This is a genomic window from Paracoccus sp. Ld10, assembly GCF_045064235.1.
In the GTDB taxonomy this organism is placed as follows: domain Bacteria; phylum Pseudomonadota; class Alphaproteobacteria; order Rhodobacterales; family Rhodobacteraceae; genus Paracoccus.
This window is the reverse complement of sequence record NZ_JBISHD010000006.1, coordinates 73726-97312: the sequence shown is the minus strand read 5'-3', so window position 1 is coordinate 97312 and position 23587 is coordinate 73726. Positions and strand designations below refer to the sequence as shown.

The 23587-nt window shown below is 60.7% G+C and carries 27 protein-coding genes; 11 read left to right on the top strand and 16 right to left on the bottom strand.

The features are described 5' to 3' along the window. Positions 1–88: 88 nt before the first annotated feature. The 8 genes from ACJJVR_RS03625 to hrcA all read right to left on the bottom strand — a co-directional run bounded on the left by ACJJVR_RS03625 (position 89) and on the right by hrcA (position 7640). Entirely contained in the window at positions 89–1891 is a 1803-nt protein-coding gene (locus ACJJVR_RS03625) for a methanol/ethanol family PQQ-dependent dehydrogenase (protein ID WP_405402329.1), read from the bottom strand. A gap of 170 nt (positions 1892–2061) precedes the next feature. Further along, complete coding sequence (gene fghA / locus ACJJVR_RS03620) at positions 2062–2895, bottom strand: S-formylglutathione hydrolase (RefSeq protein WP_405402328.1); 834 nt, start codon at positions 2893–2895, stop codon at positions 2062–2064. Continuing rightward, positions 2885–3388: a GNAT family N-acetyltransferase gene (locus ACJJVR_RS03615; protein ID WP_405402327.1), complete on the bottom strand. Its 504-nt coding sequence runs from the start codon at positions 3386–3388 to the stop codon at positions 2885–2887. Before ACJJVR_RS03615 ends, fghA begins: the two co-directional genes overlap by 11 nt. A gap of 14 nt (positions 3389–3402) precedes the next feature. After that, positions 3403–4035, bottom strand: a complete 633-nt coding sequence (locus ACJJVR_RS03610; RefSeq protein ID WP_405402325.1) for an ATP-dependent Clp protease proteolytic subunit — start codon at positions 4033–4035, stop codon at positions 3403–3405. Positions 4036–4114: 79 nt separating this feature from the next. Next, a complete protein-coding gene (locus ACJJVR_RS03605; RefSeq protein ID WP_042245943.1) occupies positions 4115–5245 on the bottom strand; it encodes an S-(hydroxymethyl)glutathione dehydrogenase/class III alcohol dehydrogenase in 1131 nt (376 codons plus the stop codon). 109 nt (positions 5246–5354) lie between these two features. Continuing rightward, positions 5355–5942, bottom strand: coding sequence for an S-(hydroxymethyl)glutathione synthase (gene gfa, locus ACJJVR_RS03600; RefSeq protein WP_405402324.1), 588 nt, complete (start codon positions 5940–5942; stop codon positions 5355–5357). Positions 5943–6047: 105 nt separating this feature from the next. Next, the gene (locus ACJJVR_RS03595) at positions 6048–6578 is read right to left on the bottom strand and encodes a nucleotide exchange factor GrpE (protein WP_405402323.1); all 531 of its coding nucleotides are present in this window, start codon (positions 6576–6578) and stop codon (positions 6048–6050) included. Between the two features lie 6 nt (positions 6579–6584). Then, positions 6585–7640, bottom strand: a complete 1056-nt coding sequence (gene hrcA / locus ACJJVR_RS03590) for a heat-inducible transcriptional repressor HrcA (protein ID WP_405402321.1) — start codon at positions 7638–7640, stop codon at positions 6585–6587. An 86-nt stretch (positions 7641–7726) separates the two neighbouring features. On the opposite strand from hrcA, the gene rph reads away from it, so the two are divergent. From rph to ACJJVR_RS03565, 5 genes are read left to right on the top strand one after another with little or no spacing between them, the layout of a single operon-like run. Then, on the top strand, positions 7727–8440 hold the full coding sequence (rph, locus tag ACJJVR_RS03585; protein WP_046000531.1) for a ribonuclease PH: 714 nt from the start codon (positions 7727–7729) through the stop codon (positions 8438–8440). Beyond that, entirely contained in the window at positions 8437–9045 is a 609-nt protein-coding gene (gene rdgB, locus ACJJVR_RS03580; protein ID WP_405402319.1) for an RdgB/HAM1 family non-canonical purine NTP pyrophosphatase, read from the top strand. The genes rph and rdgB overlap by 4 nt, the downstream gene beginning before the upstream one ends. Beyond that, complete coding sequence (locus ACJJVR_RS03575; protein WP_405402318.1) at positions 9038–9412, top strand: RidA family protein; 375 nt, start codon at positions 9038–9040, stop codon at positions 9410–9412. The genes rdgB and ACJJVR_RS03575 overlap by 8 nt, the downstream gene beginning before the upstream one ends. Further along, positions 9409–10575, top strand: a complete 1167-nt coding sequence (gene hemW / locus ACJJVR_RS03570) for a radical SAM family heme chaperone HemW (RefSeq protein ID WP_405402316.1) — start codon at positions 9409–9411, stop codon at positions 10573–10575. Before ACJJVR_RS03575 ends, hemW begins: the two co-directional genes overlap by 4 nt. Before the next feature lie 2 nt (positions 10576–10577). Then, on the top strand, positions 10578–10934 hold the full coding sequence (locus ACJJVR_RS03565) for a YbaN family protein (RefSeq protein ID WP_405402314.1): 357 nt from the start codon (positions 10578–10580) through the stop codon (positions 10932–10934). A gap of 41 nt (positions 10935–10975) precedes the next feature. Here the strand turns inward: ACJJVR_RS03565 and ACJJVR_RS03560 are convergent, their stop codons facing one another. The 7 genes from ACJJVR_RS03560 to ACJJVR_RS03530 all read right to left on the bottom strand — a co-directional run bounded on the left by ACJJVR_RS03560 (position 10976) and on the right by ACJJVR_RS03530 (position 18229). Beyond that, the gene (locus ACJJVR_RS03560) at positions 10976–11869 is read right to left on the bottom strand and encodes a ParB/RepB/Spo0J family partition protein (protein ID WP_405402527.1); all 894 of its coding nucleotides are present in this window, start codon (positions 11867–11869) and stop codon (positions 10976–10978) included. Next, positions 11869–12654 (bottom strand): ParA family protein, encoded by a 786-nt coding sequence (locus ACJJVR_RS03555; RefSeq protein WP_405402311.1) that lies wholly within the window; start codon positions 12652–12654, stop codon positions 11869–11871. The genes ACJJVR_RS03560 and ACJJVR_RS03555 overlap by 1 nt, the downstream gene beginning before the upstream one ends. Next, on the bottom strand, positions 12647–13237 hold the full coding sequence (gene rsmG / locus ACJJVR_RS03550) for a 16S rRNA (guanine(527)-N(7))-methyltransferase RsmG (protein WP_405402309.1): 591 nt from the start codon (positions 13235–13237) through the stop codon (positions 12647–12649). Before rsmG ends, ACJJVR_RS03555 begins: the two co-directional genes overlap by 8 nt. Next, complete coding sequence (gene mnmG, locus ACJJVR_RS03545) at positions 13234–15096, bottom strand: tRNA uridine-5-carboxymethylaminomethyl(34) synthesis enzyme MnmG (RefSeq protein ID WP_405402308.1); 1863 nt, start codon at positions 15094–15096, stop codon at positions 13234–13236. The genes rsmG and mnmG overlap by 4 nt, the downstream gene beginning before the upstream one ends. A gap of 11 nt (positions 15097–15107) precedes the next feature. Continuing rightward, positions 15108–16373: a tRNA uridine-5-carboxymethylaminomethyl(34) synthesis GTPase MnmE gene (gene mnmE / locus ACJJVR_RS03540; RefSeq protein ID WP_405402307.1), complete on the bottom strand. Its 1266-nt coding sequence runs from the start codon at positions 16371–16373 to the stop codon at positions 15108–15110. A 10-nt stretch (positions 16374–16383) separates the two neighbouring features. After that, the gene (gene rho / locus ACJJVR_RS03535; protein WP_405402306.1) at positions 16384–17655 is read right to left on the bottom strand and encodes a transcription termination factor Rho; all 1272 of its coding nucleotides are present in this window, start codon (positions 17653–17655) and stop codon (positions 16384–16386) included. A 127-nt stretch (positions 17656–17782) separates the two neighbouring features. Next, on the bottom strand, positions 17783–18229 hold the full coding sequence (locus ACJJVR_RS03530) for a CopD family protein (protein ID WP_405402526.1): 447 nt from the start codon (positions 18227–18229) through the stop codon (positions 17783–17785). Between the two features lie 493 nt (positions 18230–18722). On the opposite strand from ACJJVR_RS03530, the gene ACJJVR_RS03525 reads away from it, so the two are divergent. From ACJJVR_RS03525 to ACJJVR_RS03510, 4 genes are read left to right on the top strand one after another with little or no spacing between them, the layout of a single operon-like run. Then, on the top strand, positions 18723–19577 hold the full coding sequence (locus ACJJVR_RS03525; RefSeq protein WP_405402524.1) for a shikimate dehydrogenase: 855 nt from the start codon (positions 18723–18725) through the stop codon (positions 19575–19577). Further along, positions 19574–20161 carry a dephospho-CoA kinase gene (coaE, locus tag ACJJVR_RS03520; protein ID WP_405402304.1) on the top strand — a complete coding sequence of 196 codons (588 nt, stop codon included), beginning with the start codon at positions 19574–19576 and terminating at the stop codon, positions 20159–20161. Before ACJJVR_RS03525 ends, coaE begins: the two co-directional genes overlap by 4 nt. Further along, entirely contained in the window at positions 20154–20861 is a 708-nt protein-coding gene (dnaQ, locus tag ACJJVR_RS03515) for a DNA polymerase III subunit epsilon (protein WP_405402303.1), read from the top strand. The genes coaE and dnaQ overlap by 8 nt, the downstream gene beginning before the upstream one ends. A 60-nt stretch (positions 20862–20921) precedes the next feature. Then, positions 20922–21812 (top strand): YihY/virulence factor BrkB family protein, encoded by an 891-nt coding sequence (locus tag ACJJVR_RS03510; protein WP_405402302.1) that lies wholly within the window; start codon positions 20922–20924, stop codon positions 21810–21812. 36 nt (positions 21813–21848) lie between these two features. On the opposite strand, the gene ACJJVR_RS03505 is transcribed toward ACJJVR_RS03510, so the two are convergent. After that, positions 21849–22652, bottom strand: coding sequence for a response regulator (locus ACJJVR_RS03505; protein WP_405402299.1), 804 nt, complete (start codon positions 22650–22652; stop codon positions 21849–21851). Positions 22653–22783: 131 nt separating this feature from the next. Between ACJJVR_RS03505 and ACJJVR_RS03500 the strand changes: the two genes are divergently transcribed. After that, the gene (locus ACJJVR_RS03500; protein WP_405402297.1) at positions 22784–22894 is read left to right on the top strand and encodes a NepR family anti-sigma factor; all 111 of its coding nucleotides are present in this window, start codon (positions 22784–22786) and stop codon (positions 22892–22894) included. Between the two features lie 55 nt (positions 22895–22949). Then, positions 22950–23516, top strand: a complete 567-nt coding sequence (locus ACJJVR_RS03495; protein WP_405402295.1) for an RNA polymerase sigma factor — start codon at positions 22950–22952, stop codon at positions 23514–23516. Positions 23517–23587: the final 71 nt, after the last annotated feature.

The window sequence follows — 23587 nt, the reverse complement described above, 5'->3', positions numbered from 1 at the left end:
CCGCCCCAGTCTAATGCTGGGGCGGCGTCGTCATAGGTCACGCCTGCATATGCGGAACGAAAGTATGAGACGCCCCGCAGTGGCGCGATCAGTCCGGCAGTTCGAACACGGTCAGCTGACCACCCAGTTCGGTATAGTCGCTGAGCGCGGCATAGCCGCCCACGGCACCCAGACCGTCATTGGGGTTGGTCAGGCCCGCGGCCAGGCCGATCCCGGCCCATCCGCCGACACCCGACAGGACTGCGACATACTGCTTGCCGTCGTGCTCATAGGTCATCGTGTTGCCGATGATGCCCGACGGGGTCTTGAAGCTGTACAGCTCTTCTCCGGTCTCGGCGTCGACGGCCTTCAGATACCCTTCCAGCGTGCCATAAAAGACGATGTCCCCCGCGGTCGCCAACGCGCCCGACCAGACAGAGAACTGCTCCGGCAGCGACCACTTGATCTCGCCCGCGACGGCGTCCCAGGCGATGAAGTTGCCCATACCGCCGTGGCTGTCGGGGGCCGGATACATCGACAGGGTCGCGCCGACATAGGGCTGGCCGGCGGTATAGGCGACGCGGAACGGCTCATAGTCCATGCAGACGTGGTTCGTGGGCACATAGAACAGCCCCGTCTTGGGAGAGAAGGACGCAGGCTGCTGGTCCTTGCTGCCAAGGGCCGCGGGACAGACGCCGGTGGTGTTCGTATCCTCGCCGTTCTGGGCGGTCGAGAAATCGGACACGACCATCGGCCGGCCATAGGTTTCCGAATCGGCGTTCATGTCGACTTCGGTGGCCCAGTTCACGGCCGGGTCGAACTTTTCCGCGACCAGCAGTTCGCCCGTCTCGCGGTCCAGCGTATAGCCGAAACCGTTCCGGTCAAAGTTCACCAGCAGCTTGCGCATCTGGCCGTCGATCTCCTGGTCGACCAGAATGTTCTCGTTCACGCCGTCATAGTCCCATTCGTCATGGGGCGTCTTTTGATAGAACCACTTGGCCATGCCGGTATCGGCGTCGCGGGCCATGATGGTCATCGACCAGCGGTTGTCGCCCGGACGCTGCGACGGGTTCCAGGTCGACGGGTTTCCGGTGCCGTAATAGATCAGGTTCAGATCCGGGTCATAGGAATACCAACCCCAGGTCGAACCGCCGCCGATCTTCCACTGATCGCCCTCCCAGCTGTTCAGCGAGCTGTCGGTGCCGATGGGTTTGCCCAGATGCATCGTGGTTTCGGGATCGACCAGCATGTCTTCATCCGGACCGGTGGAGTAGGCCTTCCATGCCTCGGTACCGTCGGCAAGGTTATACGCCGTGATCCGGCCGCGCACGCCGTATTCGCCGCCCGACACGCCCACGATCACCTTGTCGCCCACGGGCATCACGGTGGCGGTGTTCGTCTCTCCGATGGCGGGGTCGCCGGTCTTGACCGACCACTTCACCTCGCCGGTCTTGGCATCCAGCGCCAGCAGCGTGGTGTCCGCCTGATGGCTGATGATCATGCCGTCGGCATAGGCCGGTCCGCGATAGACCGTGTCGCAGCACATGACCGCGATGACCTCGGGGTTCTGCTGGGGCGTATGTCGCCACAGGATCTTGCCGTTGTCGTTCAGGTCCAGGGCAAAGATGTTGTTGGGAAACGGGGTGTGCACATACATGACGTTGTCCACGACCAGAGGGCCGCCCTCGTGTCCACGCAGCACACCCGTCGAAAACGTCCAGGCGACGCGCATGTCACCCACGTTCTCGCGGGTGATCTGGTCCAGTTCCGAATACCGCTGGTTGGCATAGTTCCCGGTCTGGATGGCCCACTGCCCGGCCTCGGCCGACTCGGTCAGGACACTTTCATTCGCGTAAGCCGATGCGCCGGTCATCAGCAGCGCGACAGCCGCGCTGTTCAACAGATGTTTCATCGAGTGCTCCTCCGCTCCCTTGGATAAGCGCCGCGGATTTCCTCCCCCCGCGGCACTCCATATCCAAGTAGTTGGTCGGGCACCCCCTTGCGTCAATCACGGCCCCTGCCCTTTGCCCCTAAAGTCTTATGGGAAAACGGCAGGCGGGCCGGGAATGTTCGGCAATCGGTTCAGACCAGCCGTTCGGCGTGCCAGAAGACGTGGTCGGCCATAAAGCTTTGGACGAAAAAGTAGCTGTGGTCGTAGCCGGGATGCATGCGGAACTGGCCCGGTTGGCGGCGCGCCATCATGGCATGGGCCAACGCCTCGGGCCGCAGCAGATCCAGGAACTGGTCGTTTGCGCCCTGATCGATCAGCATCTCTCCGGGATAGCCCTTTTCGGTCATCAGCAGCGTCGCGTCATGGGCGCGCCACGTGGCCCGATCCTCGCCCAGATAGGCCGTGAACTGTTTACGGCCCCAGTCGGATTCCGTCGGGTTCGCGATGGGCGAAAACGCCGATACCGATTTATAGCGGTCGGGATGGGTCATCGCGATCGTCAATGCACCGTGACCGCCCATCGAATGGCCGGTGATCCCCATCGCATCGCGGTCGATGGCGAAATTGTCGGACACCAGTTCGGGCAGTTCGTGGACGATGTAATCCCACATCCGGAAATGCGGTTTCCATGGGTCCTGGGTGGCGTTGACGTAAAAGCCCGCACCCTGGCCCAGGTCATAGGCCTCGTCATTGGACACGCCCTCTCCGCGGGGCGAGGTGTCGGGAAAGATGATGGCGATGCCGGCCTCGTCGCACCATTGCTGGGCGGCGGCCTTGGTCATCGCGTTCTCGTGGTTGCAGGTCAGGCCGGACAGGTACCACAGCACCGGCACGCGCCCGTGCAGCGCCATTTCCGGCAGGTAGACCGCAAAGGTCATGTCGGTGCCGGTCGCCTGCGACGCGTGGCGATAGACGCCTTGGGTGCCGCCAAAGCTGCGGGTTTCGGACAGGGTCTCAAGACTCATCAGGCTCTCCCTTCAGGGTGTGGAACATCACCAGCGCATCGACCGGTCCAAGCTGTGGATGACGAAACGCGTCTGGCAGGCGGCCTACAATGGAAAAACCGGCCTTCTGCCACAAATGGACGGCATCGGCATTGGTCGACACCACAAAGTTGAACTGCATTGCACCAAACCCATGCGCGGCAGCCCAGGATTTCGCGTGATCGACCAACCCGCGGGCAACGCCCCTGCCGCGTGCGCCGGGATGGGTCGCAAAGGAGGCATTGGCGACATGCGATCCGCCGGCCGGGCGGTTTGCGCCGATATGGCTGGTGCCCAGAACGCGGCCATCCAGAACCGCCACAAATCCCGTAAAGGGGGGCGCGAACCAATCGGCGATCGCCTCGGGGCAGGTGATGTCGCGGGGGATGCAGTAGGTCTCTCCGGCGCGATAGACGGGTTTCAGGATACCCCATATCGCATCGTGATCGTCGGGGGTGGCCGGGCGGATGGTCAATCCGCCCTCTGCCGTCATTTCAGGTCGTCCGCGCTTCGGATCACCTGGCCCAGCAGGCCGTAATCCAGCGCCTCCTGCGTGTTCAGCCAAAAGTCGCGCTGCGTATCCTTTTCGATCCGCTCGACCGTCTGGCCCGTCGCTTCGGCAAAGATATGGTTCAGGCGGTCGCGCATCAGGCGCACCTGTTCCGCCTGGATCATCATGTCCGACGACGTGCCGCCGATCCCGCCCGAGGGCTGGTGGATCAGAAAGCGCGTGTTGGGCAGGCAGTAGCGGTTTTCCTTTTTCGCCGCGACAAAGATCAGCGCGCCGGCACTGGCGACCCAGCCCGACCCGATGGTGCGCACCGTGGGGCGGATGAACTTGATCACGTCATGGATCATGTCGCCCGATTCCACGTGCCCGCCGGGGGACGAGATCAGCATGTTGATCGGCTTGTCGCTTTCCTCGGCCAGGGCCAGCAGGTGGGCCACGGTGCGCTGCGCCAGCTTGTCGTTGATGGCGCCCGCCACGATCACCGTGCGCGATTTGAAGTAAAGCTTGCCGATCCTGTCGCCTTCGGGCAGGCCCAGCCCGCCCTCTTCCTTGTGGCGGCGGTCGTCTTCTTGCGGTTCGTCGTCGTCATCGTCCAGCCACTGGTGACGCATCGGCCTGCTCCTTGTTCTTTCTCATGGCGACGGCGGGACCGGAGCCCCGCCGTTCTTTTACCTAAGCAGCCATGAAGGATCAGTAAAGGACGACCGAGCGGATCGATTCACCGTGATGCATCAGATCAAAGCCCTTGTTGATGTCGTCCAGAGGCATCGTGTGGGTGATCATCGGGTCGATCTCGATCTTGCCGTCCATGTACCAGTCGACGATCTTGGGCACGTCGGTCCGCCCGCGCGCGCCGCCAAAGGCCGTGCCCTTCCAGACGCGGCCGGTGACCAGCTGGAACGGGCGGGTGCTGATTTCCGCGCCCGCGGCGGCCACACCGATGATCACCGACACGCCCCAGCCCCGGTGGGTGCATTCCAGTGCATCGCGCATCACCTTGGTGCTGCCCGTGGCATCAAAGCTGTAATCCGCGCCGCCGATCTGGTCGAAGGGCGTCTTGGTCATCTCGACGATGTGCTGGACGATGCCGCCGTCGATTTCCTTGGGGTTGACGAAATGGGTCATGCCGAAACGCTCGGCCATTTCCTTGCGGTCGTTGTTCAGGTCGACGCCGATGATCATGTCCGCGCCCGCCAGCCGCAGGCCCTGCACGACGTTCAGGCCGATCCCGCCCAGACCGAAAACGACGGCCTTGGCGCCGATTTCCACCTTGGCGGTGTTGATCACCGCGCCGATGCCGGTCGTCACGCCGCAACCGATATAGCAGATCTTGTCAAAGGGCGCGTCGTCACGGACCTTTGCGACCGCGATTTCCGGCAGCACCGTGTGGTTCGCAAAGGTCGAACAGCCCATGTAGTGATAGATCGGCGTGCCATCCAGCATGCTGAACCGGGTGGTGCCGTCGGGCATCAGGCCCTTGCCCTGGGTCGCGCGGATCTTGGTGCACAGGTTGGTCTTGCCCGACAGGCAGGACGCGCATTCGCGGCATTCGGGCGTATAGAGCGGGATCACGTGATCGCCGACCTTGAGCGAGGTGACGCCGGGGCCGACCTCTACCACGACGCCTGCACCCTCATGGCCCAGGATGGCAGGAAAGATGCCTTCGGGGTCGTCGCCCGAACGGGTGAATTCGTCGGTGTGGCAGATGCCTGTGGCCTTGATCTCGATCATGACCTCGCCGGCCTTGGGGCCTTCCAGATTGACCTCCATCACTTCCAGCGGTTTGCCAGCCTCTAGGGCCACGGCGGCACGGGTTCTCATGACTATTCTCCTGTTCCCTTGCGGGCTTGTCGGTCGGGCGTTTCAGTCAGCGGCCAGGGGTCGACAACGCGACCCCCTGGCTGTTCTTCCAGTCTAATGCGCCCCCCCGTCAAGCAGACAGTGCACCCGACCGCTGCGCGACACTGGTCGCGATCGCGTCCATCAGCGTGGGCGACAGGGCGTCATAGGGCTCCAGCCCCAGCTCACGCAGGCGCGCGCGGATACCGTCCATGCGGCCAGGCTCTACCCCGGATTCAATGACGGAGCTGACGAATGCCGCAAATTCCGGCGCCGACCACCCCTGTTCCGCGGACAGTTCGGTATGCACGAAATCCAGCCCATAGAACGGATGGTCCTTGTTCTCGATCCGGCCATACATGTGCACGCCGCAATCGCGACAGCGGTGCCGCTGGATGGCGGCGCCGGCATCCACAACCTCCAGCTTGTCGCCGCCTTCCAGAACCTTGAGGGAATCGCGGGGGACGACAGCGATCTGGCTGAACACCGCATCGTCCGGCTTCCAACATTTGGTGCAGCCGCAGACATGGTTGTGCGCGGTCTGCGCGCTGACCTGAACCTTGACCGGGTTCGTCGCGCAATGACATGTCAGGACACCGCCCGCAAAGCCCGGACGGGCTGACGCGATGCCGTGATCGACGGCAGGGTGGATATGCACCCCCTGAGTGTTGGTCATCATCCCCTCCTCTGGCTGACTGGATGTGACCAAAAGTCGCGCCATCGGGAATGTTCGGCAAGTCAGCGGAAAGTGGCAGCCCGACCCTCGGACCGGGCTGCCAACCGATCAGCTGGCGGGCGTCGACGAGACGCCGACCTTGGCCGGGCGCAGCAGCCGGTCGTGCAGCATGAATCCGTTGTCCATCACCTGGATGATGTGACCTTTGACCGTGCCGGGGACCGGGGCCTCGAACATGGCCTCGTGATGGGTGGGATCGAACCTGTCGCCGGCTTCGGGTCGGATGATCGCGATGCCGTGCTTGGTGAACACGTTGGACAGCTCGCGCAGGGTCAGTTCGACCCCCTCGATCAGGGCCGCGGCGGCGGTGCGCTGTTCCTCGCCCGCGGCGTCCAGCGCGCGCGTCAGGGCGTCGTGCACGGGCAACAGGTCGCGTGCCAAGCGCGATCCGCCGTAATTCTCGGCGTCGCGGCGATCCTTGTCGGCCCGCTTGCGCGAGTTTTCCGCATCGGCCAGCGCGCGCATCCACTTGTCGCGCAGCTCGTCGCGCTCGGCGGTCAGCTGGGCCAGGGCGTCATCAGGCTCGGCCAGGGGGTCGTCCATGTATTCGTCCATGGGCTGTTCATTCTGCTCGGTCATTTCACTTCATCCTTTCCGGCCGGACAGCACCCGCCCGACCAGCTGCGCGGTATAATCGACGATCGGCACGATCCTGCCGTAATTCAGCCGGGTCGGACCGATGACACCCACCGCGCCAACAATTTTCCGGTCGGCATTCATATAGGGTGAAACCACCAGAGCGGAACCCGAAAGTGAAAAAAGCTTGTTTTCAGAGCCGATGAAAATGCGCACGCCCTCTCCACGTTCGGTCAGCTCCAGGAACTCGACGATGTCGCGCTTGCGCTCCAGGTCGTCGAACAGCACCCGGATGCGGTCCAGATCGGCGGCCTCGCGGTCCAGCAGGTTCGCGCGCCCCCGCACGATCAGGCGCGGATCGGCAGCCTCGGCCCCCCACAACGCGATGCCCGATTCGACCAGCTCGGCCGCCAGTACGTCCAGCTCTCGCCTGCGGACGCTGATCTGGCGGGACAGATGGCTGCGCAGTTCGGCCAGGGTCTTGCCCTCGGCCATGGCGTTCAGGAAATTCCCCGCCTCGCGCATCGATGACGGGGTCTGGCCCGGCGGCGGGGTAAAGATGCGGTTTTCCACATGGCCGTCGGCAAAGACCAGCACCACCAGCGCCCGGTCCGGCCCAAGGCTGACGAACTCGATATGGCGGATCGGGGCCTCGTGCTTGGGCATTAGGACCAGCGACGCACCGCGCGTGATCGACGACAGCGCGGTGCTGACCCGGTCCAGCAGCACCCCGGTTTCAGGGTCGTCATTGCCAAGCGTCTGGTCGATTGCCGCGCGATCGGTCGAATTGACGGCGTCGATCTCCATCATGCCGTCGACGAACAGGCGCAATCCCACCTGTGACGGCAGCCGCCCCGCCGAGGCATGCGGGCTGTCCAGCAGGCCCATGAATTCCAGGTCCTGCATCACGTTGCGGATGGTCGCGGCGCTGACCTTTTCCGACAACGCGCGGGTCAACGTCCGGGAGCCGACAGGCTCTCCGGTTTCCAGATAGGTTTCGACGACCCGGCGAAACACTTCGCGGGACCGGTCGTTCATCTCGTGGAGCAGCGATTCCTGGTTCATGCGCCCTGTCTTGTGACCCCCGTTGGGGTTGCGTGATGGTGCCCCCGGACGGTATGGGCATCCTAACCTCACGAAAAGGAATAGTCATGCGCCCTTCCGGCCGGAATCTAGCCCAAATGCGTCCGATTTCAATCGAAACCGGGGTGATGCGCCACGCCGAGGGGTCCTGTCTGATCCGATGCGGCGACACGCATGTCCTGTGTACCGCCACCATCGAGGACAATCCGCCGCGGTTCCTGAAAGGCACTGGCCTAGGTTGGGTCACGGCCGAATACGGCATGCTGCCACGCGCGACGAACACGCGCAACCGCCGCGAGGCCGCCCAAGGCAAGCAGTCCGGCCGCACGCAGGAGATTCAGCGCCTGATCGGACGCAGCCTGCGCGCCGGCATCGACCGCAGCGCCCTGGGCGAGCGGCAGATCAGCATCGACTGCGACGTGATCCAGGCCGATGGCGGCACCCGCTGCGCGTCGATCACCGGGGGTTGGGTCGCGCTGCGGCTGGCGGTGAACAAGCTGCTGAAGGCCGGCGCGATTTCCAGCGACCCGATCCTGGACCACGTGGCCGCCGTCAGCTGCGGCATCTATGCGGGCCAGCCGCTGCTGGACCTGGACTATGCCGAGGACAGCGAGGCCGGGACCGACGGAAACTTTGTGCTGACCGGCGCGGGTCGCCTGATCGAGGTGCAGATGTCGGCCGAGGGCGCGACATTTTCGCGCGACGAGATGGGCCGCCTGCTGGATCTGGCAGAAGCCGGGATGGCCGATCTGGTCGCGGCGCAAAAGGCCGCCGTCGCATGAGGCAGTTCACCGACAAGCGCCTGCTGGTCGCCACGCATAATGCGGGCAAGCTGGACGAGATGCGTGCCCTGCTGGCGCCGTACGGCGTCGAGGTTGTCGGCGCGGCCCAGATGGGCCTGGCCGAACCCGCCGAGACCGAGGACAGCTTTGTCGGCAACGCCCGCATCAAGGCGCGTGCCGCGATGCAGGCGACCGGCCTGCCTGTCCTGTCCGACGACAGCGGCATCTGCGTCGACGCCCTGGACGGGGCGCCGGGGGTGCGCACGGCGGACTGGGCGGAAACCCCACAGGGCCGCGATTTCGCAATGGCCATGGAACGCACATGGCGCGAGCTGGAGGCCGTGGACGCCCCTGCCCCGCGCCGCGCGCAGTTCCGCTGCACGCTGGTTCTGATGTGGCCCGACGGCCACGAAGAGGTGTTCGAGGGCGTGCTGCCCGGTCAGGTCGTCTGGCCGCCGCGCGGGGACGAAGGCCACGGCTATGACCCGATCTTTCAGCCCGACGGGCACCCGGTCACCTTGGGCGAAATGTCGGCCGCGACCAAGAACAGCCTCAGCCACCGTGCCCGCGCCGTGGCGCGCATGCTGGAGGCCTGTTTTGCATAGGCTGACCACCGGTTCCCCCTTTGAGTCGCGGCTGGCCTATAGCCGCGCCGTGGTCAAGGGCGACTGGTGTTTCGTGTCGGGTGTGACCGGATACGATTATGCCGACATGACCATTCCGGATGACGCCTGCCAGCAGGCACGCAACTGTTTCACGACGATCTTTTCGGTGCTGGACCAGGCGGGATTTGCACCCGCCGATATCGTGCGGGTGCAGTACACGATCACCGATGCCGCGCTGGTCGACGTGATCGCCCCAGCCCTGTCCGATGCGCTTGGCGACGTCAGGCCCGCCGCCACGATGGTGGTCGCAGGCCTGATCCGCCCCGAGATGCGCATCGAGATCGAAGTCACGGCGTTTCGCGGATGACGGTTCCGGGCGAGGATTGGCGCGCCGGGGGGTTCGGCCTGTATGTCCATTGGCCGTTTTGCGCGGCCAAATGCCCCTATTGTGATTTCAACAGCCATGTCGTCGCCCATGTAGACCAGCGGCGGTGGGCCAATGCCCTGTCGTCGGAAATCGCGCGCCTTGCGGCCGAGACGCCGGACCGGCATTTGAGCAGCATCTTTTTCGGCGGCGGTACGCCGTCGCTGATGTTGCCCGAAACCGTTGATGCTGTCATCCGTGCGGCACAGGCCGGATGGGGGTTTGCCAACGACATCGAGATCTCGTTGGAGGCCAACCCCACCAGCGTCGAACGGGACCGCTTTCGTGGCTTTGCCGATGCGGGCGTAAACCGTTTGTCGATGGGTATTCAGGCACTGAACGACGCCGACCTGCATCGGCTGGGTCGCATGCACTCTGTCGCCGAGGCCCGGGCGGCATTCGATGTCGCGCGCGGCGTGTTCGACCGTGTCAGCTTTGACCTGATCTATGCCCGTCAGGGGCAGGATCGGGCCGCGTGGCAGGCAGAGTTACGCGAGGCACTGACCATGGCGGTGGATCACCTGTCGCTGTACCAGCTGACGATAGAGCCGGGCACGGCCTTTGGCGCCCGGGCAGAGGCCGGAAAGCTGCGCGACCTGCCCGATGATGACCTGTCTGCCGACATGTATTTCGATACGCAGGACCTGTGCGAAGCGGCAGGAATGGGGTGCTATGAAATCTCGAACCATGCCCGTCCCGGCGCACAAAGCCGTCACAACCTTGTCTATTGGCGCCAAGGGGACTGGGCCGCTGTTGGACCTGGTGCCCATGGACGATTGACCCTGCCCCAGGGACGCCTAGCGACCGAGGCGCATCGCCTGCCGGGCGCTTGGCTGCAGGCAGTCGAGAGCAGCGGGACCGGAGATGTTCAGCGGGACGTTGTTCCACGTCACGAGCAGGCGACCGAGTACCTGCTGATGTCATTGCGTCTGACAGAGGGCCTGGACGAGGCACGCTATGCAACGATCTCTGGGACGCCCCTGGACCCTGTTGCATTGAAATCATTGGCCGACCTTGGGATGATCGAACGCGCAAGCGGCCGGATCAGCGCAACGACGCAAGGGCGTCCTGTCCTGAACGCGATCTTGCGCGAACTGGCGGCCTGAAAATGCGGCGCAGGATCTGGTTGGTCATAGGCTGGCTGTTCACCCTGTGTGGGATCATTGGTATCGCCTTGCCGGTTGTACCTACAGTGCCGTTCCTGCTAGTGGCAGCATGGGCGTTCGCAAGATCATCCCCGGTACTGGAGCGACGGATCCTGGATCATCCGACCTATGGCCCCCCCGTCCGCGCATGGCAGGAGCGCGGTGTGGTCAAACCACTGGCAAAGCTGTGGGCCATAACCGCGATGGCATCCGGAGTCGTTATTTCCTGGTGGGTCGCCATGCCGGCTTGGGTTGTTGCCACCCAAGCCGTTATTTGTGGCACGGTCGCGATCTTCTTGATGACTCGACCAAGCAGATAGTCAACATATAGTAGCATAGATTTCACCGACTACACTATGTGCTATCGACTACCGCCAAGCAGCTGACACAGCTGATCCAGCTGGTCCAGATCGCTGTAAGTGATCGACAGTTCCCCGCCGTTTGGTCCGGTATGCAAAATCTGCACCCGCATCTTGAGATGCGCACTCAGATCAGCCTCCAGCGCCTTGGTATCGGCGTCCTTCGTCGAGCTCTTCGCTGCCTTCCGAGTTACGGACCCATCCGCCTCAGCGAGTTTGCGGACCATCTGTTCGGTATCGCGAACCGATAGACCTTTTTCGCTGACCCGCCGCGCCAGTTGCGCTGCATTGGGCGCCGTTATCAATGCCCGGGCGTGACCAGCACTCAACTTGCCAGTTTTGACCATATCCTGGACAGCATCAGGAAGCGACAACAGCCTGAGCAGGTTGGCGATATGACTGCGGCTTTTGTTCAACGCTTCGGCAAGCTTTTCCTGTGTATGACCAAAGCGTTCCATCAGCTGCCGGAATGATGCAGCCTCTTCGATAGCATTCAGGTCGGCACGTTGGATATTCTCGATAATAGCGACTTCAAGAACTTCTGTATCCGACATCTCGCGGATGATCACGGGCATCTCGTGCAGCTGCGCCATCTGCCCGGCACGCCAACGCCGTTCACCAGCGACAATCTGATACAGATCCTTGTCCTGAGGATGCGGTCGAACGATCAAAGGCTGGAGGACGCCCCGCTGACGCAGGGACGCCGCCAGCTCCTCCAGAGCATCCGGGTCGAAGCTGCGCCTGGGCTGATCCGGGTTGGCGGTGATCTGCTCAATCGGGATCACCATTCGTTCACGGTTGCTGGCAGAAGACGCCGCATCTCCCATATCCATATCCGCCATCAACGCAGATAGACCGCGTCCGAGACCTCTCTTGGCAATCTTGCTCTCTGACATCATGCGATCTCCGGCACCAGTTTAAGGCGCGCCATGAACTCGGCGCAAAATTGACGATAGGCGACACTGCCCTTCGACATCGGATCATAGATCAAGACAGGTTGCGCATGCGATGGCGCCTCGGAAACCCTTACATTGCGCGGAATTACCGTTGGATAGACCAAATCGCCCAGAGTTTCGCGTGCATCCGCCTCGACCTGCTGGGATAGATTATTTCGATAATCGGACATCGTCAGCAAAACGCCATTGATACGCAGTTTTGGATTCGCACCCTGCCTGACTTGCTTGACCGTTCCCAAAAGCTGCGAGAGGCCCTCAAGTGCGTAAAACTCAGCTTGCAGTGGAACAAGAACGCTATTCGCGGCAACCATAGCGTTAACTGTCAACAGACCAAGCGCAGGAGGACAATCTATCAGTATTATCGTGCCTTCAGGCGCTCCGGACAACTGTTTCTCCAAAAGCCTTGTTCGGTCTGCAAACGACGCCAACTCAACATCAGCAGATGCCAGGTCTGATGTCGATGGAACCACCTGAAGGTTTGGCACCCCGGTTCGGACCGCAGCAGTGAGAAAATCGACTTCTCCTGTCAAAACTTCGTATACAGTATGCCTGCGTTGATCCGTTCCGATGCCAAGGCCGGTCGATGCATTACCCTGCGGGTCCAAATCGATAAGAATCGTTGAGTGCCCCGCTTGAGCCAGTGCAGCAGCGAGGTTGACCGCTGTTGTGGTTTTACCGACCCCCCCTTTTTGATTAGCGATCGCCACAATATTCTGGTTAGACATGCGAAAGTCCCCGGATTTTCAGGATGGCAGCTTCTGGATCAGTCTTACTTTGAAAGCTCTGAAGGTCAAATTGCCAATCGCGCTTTGCATTTTCACACTCTGCCCGCCATTGACGTCCCTTTAGCAGTAGGGCTGTTCCACCCGGATGTATGTGTCTGACTATCATCGACAGTAATTCAGGCAAAGGGGCAAGGGCACGTGCTGATACATAATCTGCGTTCTGAGGAACAAGACTCTCAATTCTCTCGGATACAACCATTGCGTTGGATAACGACAAATCTCTTATCACCGATCGCAGAAATGCTGATTTTCTTAAGTCGCTTTCTACCAGAGTGACTTTCAAATTTTCAGCAGCCTTCATAATTGCGACGACTAATCCGGGTAACCCTGCCCCACTGCCAAGGTCGAGCCAGTGCCCTGATACATCTTCGGCGTGATCCAAAATTTGAGCACAGTCGGCAATGTGACGAGATGAGAACTGCTGCATTGTATTTGGTGAAATTAGGTTTATTTTGCCATTCCACTTTTCAACAATCAATTGATAGCGTTCGAGCCGTTCACTTGTTTCACGTGAAACATTCATGATGCAAGACTTGCTTTGCCTTGCAGGGAAGCAGCTATCAGCAGCGTTAAGGCTGCCGGGGTCATACCTTCAATCTTTGCCGCATCCGCTATGGTAAGTGGCCGGACCGATGCGAGCTTGCTTCGCAACTCCCCTGAAAGACCACCCAAGGCACTATAGTTGAACATCGCGTCCAAGGCCATATGCTCATGAATCTTCAAAGCAGCAGCGTCCTTAAGCTGCCGCGGCGAGTATTGGTCATACAAGGAATCGTTCGTAAGCTGCGTCAGCGTTTCAGAGGATATGTCCGCTAATTCAGGAACAATGGGAAGCAATGATTCTATCGTTATGTCGGTCTGCCCCAACAAACTAAAGACCGACTTTTTTTGCCCGTCTTGAGCGACGCGAAGACCAACTCGCGACAATTGCGTCGGCGACACCAAGATTTGCTCCAGCGAACACCTAGCAAGTGTATACTTTTCAATTCGATCCTGGAAGGATGCTTGGCGCATCGGAGACGCACACCCTGCGGAGATGGCAACAGGAGTCAGCCGCTGATCTGCATTATCAGCACGCAACGACAGACGGAACTCTGCACGAGACGTAAACATGCGATACGGCTCAGTAACGCCCCGCGTGATGAGGTCATCAATCATCACCCCGATATAGCTGTCCGCTCGGCTAAATTTCATCTCCGGCTGATTAGCCGCAAAACGCGCGGCATTCAAACCAGCAACCAGACCTTGGGCTGCCGCCTCTTCATATCCAGTTGTTCCATTGATTTGTCCGGCAAGAAACAACCCAGTAACGCTCTTGACCGACAATGTCGGCCCCAGTGCAGTAGGATCAATATAGTCGTACTCAACCGCGTATCCAGGTTGGGTAATCTCCGCATTCTCCAATCCATAGATAGATCGTACATACTCCAACTGAACCGATTCCGGAAGCGATGTCGAAATTCCGTTTGGATAAACAATATCGCTGTCTAGACCCTCCGGCTCCAAAAATATCTGGTGAGAGTCCTTATCGGCAAATCGGAGGACTTTGTCTTCAATTGACGGGCAGTACCGCGGGCCACGCCCCGCGATATGCCCGCCATACATCGCCGACTTATGGATATTCTCATTAATTATCTGATGCGTCTTAGCATTTGTATGAGTGATGCGGCATTCGATCTGCCGAGATAGGGCAGCGCCATCGAGGTACGAAAATCTTGTTGGAACGTCATCGCCGGCTTGGGACTCTAGGTCCTCCCATCGAATGGAGGATCTTCTCAGTCGAGGTGGTGTGCCAGTTTTCAAACGACCACGTTTCAGGCCAAACTTCGTCAGGCACTCACCCAAGTGATTTGCTGCTCTGTCTCCCCAGCGCCCAGCAGGGCGACTGACATCTCCGATATGTATCGTTCCGTTAAGAAATGTTCCGCTTGTTAGGACAATTGCCCTCGCTTGAATTTGCGTCCCATCAGACATGACAACGCCAGTTACATTTGCCACGTCTCCAGTAAAATCGATCACCTCGCCGAAAATAACATCAACGCCATCATACTGAGAAATAAGGTTCCAAGCAGCCGACCGGTACAGATCGCGATCCATTTGGGCGCGCGGCCCTTGGACAGCAGGCCCTTTTCGGCGATTTAACAGTCTGAACTGAATTCCTGCCATATCCGCGAGACGGCCCATAACCCCGTCCATCGCATCAATCTCTCGGACAAGGTGGCCCTTACCAAGTCCACCTATCGCGGGGTTGCATGACAAGGTTCCAATATCTTCCTGACGCATTGTGATCAGCGCGACTTTGGCACCGAGACGTGCAGCCGCGGTCGCCGCTTCGAGCCCAGCATGTCCGCCACCTACGACTGCAACATCATAATGTTTCACGTGAAACACTCCTACTTCCCAATGCAAAACGACGAAAAGATGAGGTCAAGATAGTCCTCGGCATCGATTCGGCCAAGTAGACGATCCAGTGAGATGCTGGCCATCCGCAATTTCTCAGCTACAATCTCAGGAGGCAAGCTATCTATGCCATCCAGTTCATGCGCCGCATTCAAGATTTCTGACTTTTGCCGCTCATGACTAATCACACCAGCGACCGAAACACGATTGGATAGGACATTCGCGACACCAGAGAGCATCTCGGTGATCCCCTGCCCTGTTACAGAGGATATCGCAAACTGGTTCTTAACTTTGTTAACGTCAGCACGGCCCGACACCACGAGGTCATCAAGTTGCCACAACGTTGCAACGGGTTCTCCGTCATTAGATAAGTGAATTCTCAGATCCGCGTTATTTGCTCTATCAACCGCCCTATCTATACCAAGAGCTTCGATATCATCTGTCGATACCCGCAATCCAGCAGTATCCAAGAACGTGACGGCTAGCCCATCAAGATCCAGTCGCAGCTCGATGATGTCACGCGTCGTTCCAGGCTTCTCTGAGACGATAGCGATATCGCGCTTGGCCAAGGCGTTTAGCAGGCTTGATTTCCCCGCGTTTGGCGGTCCAATGATCGCAACCTCAAAGCCGATGCGGATTCGCTCAGCCGATGTAAACCCGTCTATCTCAGACTGCAGCATTTGGCGCAGCTCGGAAACAGCTTGAAATACTCTTGCCGGAATTTCTTCAGGAACGTCCTCGTCTGCAAAATCAATGCTGGCTTCGACCAGCGCACCTGATTCTACAAGAAGCTCACGCCACAACTGTGCTTTGGCCGCCAGCTCTCCGTTCATCGTTCGCAACGCAAGTCGACGCTGAGACTCGGTTTCAGCTGCGAGAAGATCTCCGAGCCCTTCAATCTCCGCAAGGTCCATACGGCCGTTCAAAAAAGCACGTCGTGTAAACTCTCCGGGCTCTGCTGGACGCGCGCCCGCGGCAAGCAATGCCGACCCCACCCTACGCGCAATGACCGGCGCACCATGCAAGTGCAACTCTGCAACCTCGTCCCCCGTAAAGCTTGCGCCCTTAGGAAACCACATCGCCAATACTTGATCGATAGGGTCTTCATCGTCCGAGAGGGTTCGAAAGTACGCATGGCGTTCAATCGGCATAGCCCCGACAAGCCGCTCGGCAACCGAGCGCGCGCCTTCGCCGCTCATTCTAATAACAGAAACGCCCCCCCGCCCAGGCGGGGTGGCTTCGGCAAAGATCAGGTCCATTACAGCCTCGTCAGGCGTTCATCGAGTCAAAGAACTCGGCGTTGCTCTTGGTCTGTTTCATTTTCGAGATCAAGAACTCAACCGCATCTGTTGTCCCCATCGGGTTCAGGATACGCCGCAAAAGATACGTTTTCTGCAGATCCTTCCCATCAACCAACAGTTCCTCTTTCCGCGTTCCGGATTTCAGAATGTCCATGGCTGGGAACACACGCTTGTCCGCGACCTTACGATCAAGCACGATTTCACTGTTACCAGTGCCCTTGAACTCTTCAAAGATCACCTCGTCCATCCGCGACCCGGTATCGATCAGCGCGGTTGCAATGATGGTCAAGCTGCCGCCTTCCTCGATGTTGCGCGCAGCACCGAAAAAGCGTTTGGGCCTCTGCAGGGCGTTCGCATCGACACCACCCGTCAACACCTTCCCCGAGCTGGGAACCACAGTGTTGAATGCTCTACCAAGTCTTGTGATCGAATCGAGCAGAATGACCACATCTCGCTTATGCTCGACCAGTCGCTTTGCTTTCTCGATGACCATTTCGGACACGGCGACGTGTCGGCTGGCCGGCTCGTCAAAGGTTGACGACACGACCTCGCCGCGGACACTGCGCTGCATGTCGGTCACTTCCTCGGGACGCTCGTCGATCAACAGAACGATCAGATAGCATTCCGGGTGATTTCTCTCGATCGAATGGGCGATGTTTTGCAACAGAACCGTCTTGCCTGTCCGTGGCGGTGCCACGATCAACGACCGCTGACCTTTGCCGATCGGCGCGACCAGATCGATGATCCGGGCGCTGCGATCCTTCAGTGTCGGATCCTCGATCTCCATGTTCAGACGTTCGTCGGGATACAGCGGCGTCAGGTTGTCAAAGGCAACCTTGTGACGCGCCTTTTCCGGATCCTCAAAGTTGATCTTTTCGACCTTGGTCAGCGCAAAATAGCGTTCATTTTCTCCAGGAGCGCGAATGACCCCATCCACCGTGTCCCCGGTGCGCAGGGAATGCTGCCGGATCATGTCGGGGCTGACGTAAATATCGTCGGGTCCAGGCAGATAGTTCGCCTCGGTCGACCGCAAAAATCCGAAACCGTCCTGAACAACCTCCAGGACGCCACCGCCGCCGATTTCCCAACCCTCTTCCGCATGCTCTTTCAGGATCGAGAACATCATCTCGCCCTTGCGCATGGTAGAGGCGTTCTCGATCTCCCATTCCTCTGCCATCGACAGCAGGTCGGCGGGGCTTTTGGCCTTGAGGTCGGACAGATTCAGGCGTTCTTCGGTCATTCTGATGCAAACTTTCGACCGTGCGACTTATCGAACGGAGCAGACGGGTGTTCAGGGAATCCCGCACCGGACGGCCGGGGTTGGGGGCGCAGATAAGGCCCCGCTGGTCGCGAGTCAATCTTTTCGATCAGAACTTGACGATCACCGCCGTCACGATGCCGACCATCAGCAGCGTCGGAACCTCGTTCATCATGCGATAGGACCGCCCTGCCCGTGCTGTTCCTTGTGCCAGACGCCGCCGTTCCCGTGCGCACCACATGTGAAACACGCTCATCGCGATCACGCATCCTGCCTTGACCCAAGGCCAGACCATATCCCAGCTGACGATACCGGGTGTCATGACCAGGGCCAGCCCACTGAGCCACGTGGCGATCATTGCCGGGTTCATGATCACGCGCAGCAGCTTGTCTTCCATGATGACAAAGCTGGCAACCGGCTCTGCCGCTCGGCCATGACGTTCTGCGTGATAGACGAACAGTCTGGGCAGGTAGAACAGACCTGCCATCCACGAGATCACAGCCACGACGTGGAACGCTTTCACGTACGGATAAACCAGCGCCAGCCCGTCGAACATCTCGAAACCTCTCTTTGGTCTTCTCTTAAATAAGAAAGATAAAGAAAGGAATGTTGTTGAAGTAGGGCCTGTGGATAGCAGGAACTGGACTCTGCTCACCGTGATTTCCTCAGAATCATGCATTGTGGACAAGCATGTGCGAAAGCCGTCAGTCGACCTGAAAATCATTTGTAAACAAAGAGATCATATGTGGATAACTTTGCGGATAATGATTTGGCCGATGATTCCTCCACAGATCTGCTGTTCGCGCCCCTCGATTCGTCCCCCTGTGGAAAAGCACCGGCTGTTTTTGCTTTGTTCCAGGGCGTAATCAGTGCACGCAGAGGATTGACTCGACTTGCCACCAATCCCGGCACCGATTCCCCCGAAGACTTGTCCACAGCGGGCCTGCGCCGTCTCCGCCACAGGGCGGTCACTGCGTGCTTGCAAGGGCTTTCGCGATACTCGGTCTGTGCCTAGTCTGCCGGAAAGACGCCATGTGATGATCAAGCCGATGCAAGACGACCTGCCAGCCAGCCAGATCACCCACGCGCCGCTTGCCGGGGTGATCGGCATGCCCATCGTGCACTCCCGCTCTCCGCGGCTGCATGGGCACTGGTTGGCCCGCTATGGCCTGCCGGGCCATTACGTGCCGATCCCCGTGATGCCCGAGCATCTGGCAGAGGTTCTGCGCGTCCTGCCGCGCGCGGGCTTTGTCGGTGTGAACGTCACGATCCCCCACAAGGAGGCTGTTCTGACCCTTGCGGACACGGTCACCGACCGTGCCGCGCTGATCGGGGCGGCCAACACGCTGATCTTTCGCGCGGACGGCAAGATCCACGCCGACAATACCGACGGCTATGGCTTTATCGCAAACCTTCGGCAGAACGAACCTGACTGGCAGCCGGATCTGGGCCCTGCCGCGGTGATCGGCGCGGGGGGTGCTGCGCGGGCGGTGGTGGCGTCCCTGCTGGACAGCGGGGTCAAGGAACTGCGGATCACCAACCGAACGCGTCTGCGGGCGGAACAGATCAAGGCGGAATTTGGTGCGCGGCTGGTCGTCTATGACTGGGCGCAGGCCGGCAACATGCTGGAGGGTGCGACGACGGTCGTCAACGCAACGTCTTTGGGCATGCAGGGCAAGCAACCCTTGCGCGTGCCTCTGGATGCGCTGTCGCCCGACGCGCTGGTCACCGATCTGGTCTATACGCCCCTGATGACCCCGCTTTTGACAGAGGCGCAGGCCCGTGGATGCCGGGTCGTGGATGGTCTGGGAATGCTGCTGCATCAGGCCGCACCGGGGTTCGAGCGCTGGTTCGGTCACCGGCCCGATGTCGATGACGAAGCGCGGCGGGTCGCGCTGGAATGACCTATCGTCTTGGCCTGACCGGCAGTATCGGGATGGGCAAATCGACCACCGCACAGATGTTCCGCGACCTTGGGCACCCGGTATGGGACGCCGACCAGGCGGTCCATACCTTGTATGCCCCTGACGGCTTGGCCGTGGCGCCGGTTGCCGCCGCCTTTCCGACCGCATTGTGCGATCGCGGTCTTGACCGCACCGCGCTCAAGACCGCTCTTGCCGCGGACCCTGACGCGCTGGCCCGGCTGGAGGGGATCGTTCACCCCCTTGTGGCCCAGAACCGGCAGGATTTTCTGGCGCGACATGTCGGCGCACCCCTGGTCGTCCTGGACATCCCCCTGCTGTTCGAAAGCGCGTCGCCCCCTGATCTGGACGGGGTCGCCGTGGTCTCGACCGATCCTGCCATACAGGCCGCCCGCGTGCTTGCACGTCCGGGGATGACGGGTGATACGCTGGCCATGATCCTGGCACGCCAGATGCCCGACGCGGACAAGCGCGCGCGCGCCGACTGGATCATTCCGACCGACAGCCTGGACGGCGCCCGTGCCGCCGTCGCCCGCATCGTGAAAGAGGTTGCCCCCCATGCGTGAGATCGTTCTGGACACCGAAACCACCGGCTTCGACGCGGCGGGTGCCGATCGCATCGTCGAAATCGGCGCGCTGGAACTGATGAATCACCTGCCCACCGGGCGCACGTTCCACGTCTATATCAACCCCGAACGCGCGATGCCGAAAGAGGCGTTCGACGTCCACGGCCTGGGTGACGACTTTCTGCGCGACAAGCCGAAATTCGCGGCAATCGTTCATGATTTCATCGACTTCATCGGGGACGATGCAAAGCTGGTGATCCACAATGCCAGCTTTGACATGAAATTCCTGAACGCCGAACTGAAACGCGCGGGACACAAGCCGCTGCCGTGGTCACGGGCGTTGGACACGCTGATGCTGGCCCGCGAGAAATTCCCGGGATCGCCCGCGACGCTGGATGCGCTGTGCCGCCGTTTCGGCGTGGACAATTCGGGTCGCGAACTGCACGGCGCGCTGCTGGACAGCGAACTGCTGGCCGAGGTCTATCTCGAACTGATCGGCGGTCGCCAGCCCGACCTGGTGCTGGACAAGCCCGGCACACAGGACGATGCGGCACGCAGCCCTGACGGACAGATGCGCCCGCGCGCCGCGCGCCCCCGCCCCCTGCCGCCCCGCCTGACCGACGCCGAGGCGCAGGCCCATGCCCAGTTCGTCGCCAAGCTGGGCGAAGATGCGGTCTGGGCGCGTTTCGCCACGACCTGACGCCGGTCTTGCACGGGCGGGTCTGGCGGCCCATGCTGACGAAAAGGGATGCGGGGCGGGATGCTGGACTGGTTGCGGGATCTGGGATCGTTCTGGGGCGCCATCTTCGAACGGATGGACAAGACCCATATGACGCTGATCGCGGCGGGCGTCGCGTTCTATGCGATGTTTGCGGTGTTCCCCGGACTGGCCGCCATCATCGCGCTGTGGAGCCTGTGGTTCGACCCGGCGGTGGTCCTGACCTATCTTGACGTTGCGCATGAATTCCTGCCCGCCGGCGCAGCGGACATCGTCGACGATCAGGTGACGACGCTGACCCAGAACGGACGGACTTCGGTCGGGTGGACATCGTTCCTGTCCTTCATGATCGCGACCATCGCGGCCCGGGCGGGGGTGGATGCCCTGATCCGTGGGCTGAACGCTGCTTACGGTGTCCGGGCGCATTCCACGATCTTTGGGTTCGTGCTGGCCTATGCGCTGACGCTGGTGATCGTGGGAATATCGTTGGCGGGTCTGGCGACCATCGTGGTGGTCCCTGTCCTGCTGAACTTTCTGGTCTTTGCGCCGGTGCGGTCATCGCTGCTGACGGTGCTGCCCTGGGCGGGGATGTTCCTGTTGGTGATCGTGACCATCGGCGTGCTGTATCGCTATGGTCCCAACGTCAAGACGCCGCGCACGCCGATCTTTACCTGGGGCGCGATGTTCGCGGCTGTGCTGTGGTCGGCAGGGTCGATCGCGTTTTCGGCCTATCTGGGCAGCTTCAACAGCTACAACCGCATCTATGGGTCCATCGGGACCGTCGTTGCGCTGCTGATGTGGTTCTATCTGGCCGGGTTTTCGGTGCTGCTGGGCGCGCTGATCAATGTCGAACTGGCGCGGCGTCGCCGGATGCGCGCAGCCCGCGAGGCGCGGCGCGGCTTTGACGAACTGTTGGCCGAAAAGGCCAAATGACAGGGGCGCCCGATATGGGCGCCCCTGTGTCGTTTCTCAGGCGCTCAGCCCTTCGGTCGAGGCAAAGAACATCGCCTGGCTGACCGCCGAGCGCACCTGCTCCTCACTGTAGGGCTTGGAGATCAGGAAGGCGGGCTCCGGACGGTCGCCCGTCAGCAGGCGCTCCGGGAAGGCGGTGATAAAGATCACCGGGATGTCGCCCATGCTGCCCAGCAGCTCGTTGACCGCATCCACGCCCGACGATCCGTCGGCCAGCTGGATATCGGCCAGGATAAGGTCGGGGCGGTGCTTGCCCGCCAGCTCGATCGCGGCGGTGTGCGTGCGGGCGACGCCGGTGACGTCATGGCCCATCGCCTGCACGATGCCCTTCAGGTCCATCGCGATGATCATCTCGTCCTCAATGACCATGACCTTGCCGCTCAGGGCCTGGCCCATCTCGTTCAAGGCGATCTGGACCAGTTCCTCCGCCTCGGCGGCATCGATCTGCATCACGCGTGCAATCTGGTCGGAACGCAGCTCTTCGATCGTGCGCAGCAGCAGTGCTTCGCGCGAATTCGGGGTCAGGCCGCGCAGATGCCCTTGGGCGCGGCGTTCGCGCTCCGACATGTCGGCATCATCCACCGGCTGACCGGAACTTTGCCAGATCACGTGGAATGTCTTGAACAGCGCAATGCGCAGGTCGTCTTCGCCGTCCAAAACGCTGCGATCCGTCAGAATCGCCTCCAGCGTGGCGGCTGCATAATTGTCGCCGGCGCGCTGGCTGCCGGTCAGGGCGCGCGCGTAGCGGCGCAGAAACGGAAGCTCGCGCCCGATGGATTGGGCCAGATCGGCAACAGTCATTACACAGTCCTCTTAAATCGCGTATTGCAGGGAACCAACTGAACCCCCTATCGGTTGCATGCTGTGCGCACAAGTTTGTCGGGACTGACACGAATATGACACCAAAGAGAGACGACCGCAGGAGAGCGGCTGTGGAAAAGCAGATCGATGAGAACCTGAAAAGAGTCTATGAACAGGATGCGACGGACCAGATCCCGGATCGGTTCATCGAATTGCTGAAGAAGCTGAAGGAACAGGAATGATCCTTTTTCCGGCCCGGCGTTCCTCGATCCCCAAGCTTACCGGTGTATCATTTCAATGACCAATTCCCCTTCGGTTCACCCGCGCGACCAGCTGGTCGATCATTTGCCGGCCTTGCGTGCGTTTGCGCTGTCGCTGACCCGCGAGGGGGCATCAGCGGATGACCTTGTCCAGGACACGATCGTCAAGGCGTGGACGAACATGGACAAGTTCCAGGCCGGCACGAATTTGCGCGCATGGTTGTTCACCATCCTGCGCAACACCTTCTATTCGTCGCGTCGCAAGACCAAACGTGAGGTCAGCGACAGCGACGGCATTCATGCTGCACGTCAGGCGACACGGCCGGACCATGACGGCAGGCTGGCCCTTCGCGATTTCCGCGTGGCGTTCGACAAGCTGCCGGACGAACAGCGCGAGGCGCTGATCCTGGTCGGCGCATCGGGCTTTTCCTATGAGGAAGCGGCCGACATGACCAAGGTCGCTGTCGGCACCGTAAAGTCCCGCGCCAATCGCGGGCGTCGGAAACTGGCCGAACTGCTGCACCTGGAACAGGGCGAGGAGTTGAGCATGACAGACCAGGCGACCTTGGCTGTCATGGCGCAGAACAACTACAGTTCCCGCTGAGGTCGGCATTGTGCTGAGGCGGATCACCCAAAGGATGGAATTCACGCGGCGTCTCGGGTTTCGGCTCGGGG

Coding starts and splice junctions, on each gene's coding strand:
- rho (WP_405402306.1), bottom strand. CDS start 17,655: ATGACCGAAGAACGCCTGAATCTGTCCGACCTCAAGGCCAAAAGCCCC.
- mnmE (WP_405402307.1), bottom strand. CDS start 16,373: ATGGACCTGATCTTTGCCGAAGCCACCCCGCCTGGGCGGGGGGGCGTT.
- ACJJVR_RS03505 (WP_405402299.1), bottom strand. CDS start 22,652: ATGACTGTTGCCGATCTGGCCCAATCCATCGGGCGCGAGCTTCCGTTT.
- hemW (WP_405402316.1), top strand. CDS start 9,409: ATGACGGTTCCGGGCGAGGATTGGCGCGCCGGGGGGTTCGGCCTGTAT.
- ACJJVR_RS03510 (WP_405402302.1), top strand. CDS start 20,922: ATGCTGGACTGGTTGCGGGATCTGGGATCGTTCTGGGGCGCCATCTTC.
- coaE (WP_405402304.1), top strand. CDS start 19,574: ATGACCTATCGTCTTGGCCTGACCGGCAGTATCGGGATGGGCAAATCG.
- ACJJVR_RS03565 (WP_405402314.1), top strand. CDS start 10,578: ATGCGGCGCAGGATCTGGTTGGTCATAGGCTGGCTGTTCACCCTGTGT.
- ACJJVR_RS03530 (WP_405402526.1), bottom strand. CDS start 18,229: ATGTTCGACGGGCTGGCGCTGGTTTATCCGTACGTGAAAGCGTTCCAC.
- rdgB (WP_405402319.1), top strand. CDS start 8,437: ATGAGGCAGTTCACCGACAAGCGCCTGCTGGTCGCCACGCATAATGCG.
- ACJJVR_RS03605 (WP_042245943.1), bottom strand. CDS start 5,245: ATGAGAACCCGTGCCGCCGTGGCCCTAGAGGCTGGCAAACCGCTGGAA.
- fghA (WP_405402328.1), bottom strand. CDS start 2,895: ATGAGTCTTGAGACCCTGTCCGAAACCCGCAGCTTTGGCGGCACCCAA.
- hrcA (WP_405402321.1), bottom strand. CDS start 7,640: ATGAACCAGGAATCGCTGCTCCACGAGATGAACGACCGGTCCCGCGAA.
- ACJJVR_RS03595 (WP_405402323.1), bottom strand. CDS start 6,578: ATGACCGAGCAGAATGAACAGCCCATGGACGAATACATGGACGACCCC.
- ACJJVR_RS03610 (WP_405402325.1), bottom strand. CDS start 4,035: ATGCGTCACCAGTGGCTGGACGATGACGACGACGAACCGCAAGAAGAC.
- gfa (WP_405402324.1), bottom strand. CDS start 5,942: ATGATGACCAACACTCAGGGGGTGCATATCCACCCTGCCGTCGATCAC.
- ACJJVR_RS03555 (WP_405402311.1), bottom strand. CDS start 12,654: ATGTCTAACCAGAATATTGTGGCGATCGCTAATCAAAAAGGGGGGGTC.
- ACJJVR_RS03625 (WP_405402329.1), bottom strand. CDS start 1,891: ATGAAACATCTGTTGAACAGCGCGGCTGTCGCGCTGCTGATGACCGGC.
- dnaQ (WP_405402303.1), top strand. CDS start 20,154: ATGCGTGAGATCGTTCTGGACACCGAAACCACCGGCTTCGACGCGGCG.
- ACJJVR_RS03495 (WP_405402295.1), top strand. CDS start 22,950: ATGACCAATTCCCCTTCGGTTCACCCGCGCGACCAGCTGGTCGATCAT.
- ACJJVR_RS03525 (WP_405402524.1), top strand. CDS start 18,723: ATGCAAGACGACCTGCCAGCCAGCCAGATCACCCACGCGCCGCTTGCC.
- rsmG (WP_405402309.1), bottom strand. CDS start 13,237: ATGAATGTTTCACGTGAAACAAGTGAACGGCTCGAACGCTATCAATTG.
- rph (WP_046000531.1), top strand. CDS start 7,727: ATGCGCCCTTCCGGCCGGAATCTAGCCCAAATGCGTCCGATTTCAATC.
- ACJJVR_RS03560 (WP_405402527.1), bottom strand. CDS start 11,869: ATGTCAGAGAGCAAGATTGCCAAGAGAGGTCTCGGACGCGGTCTATCT.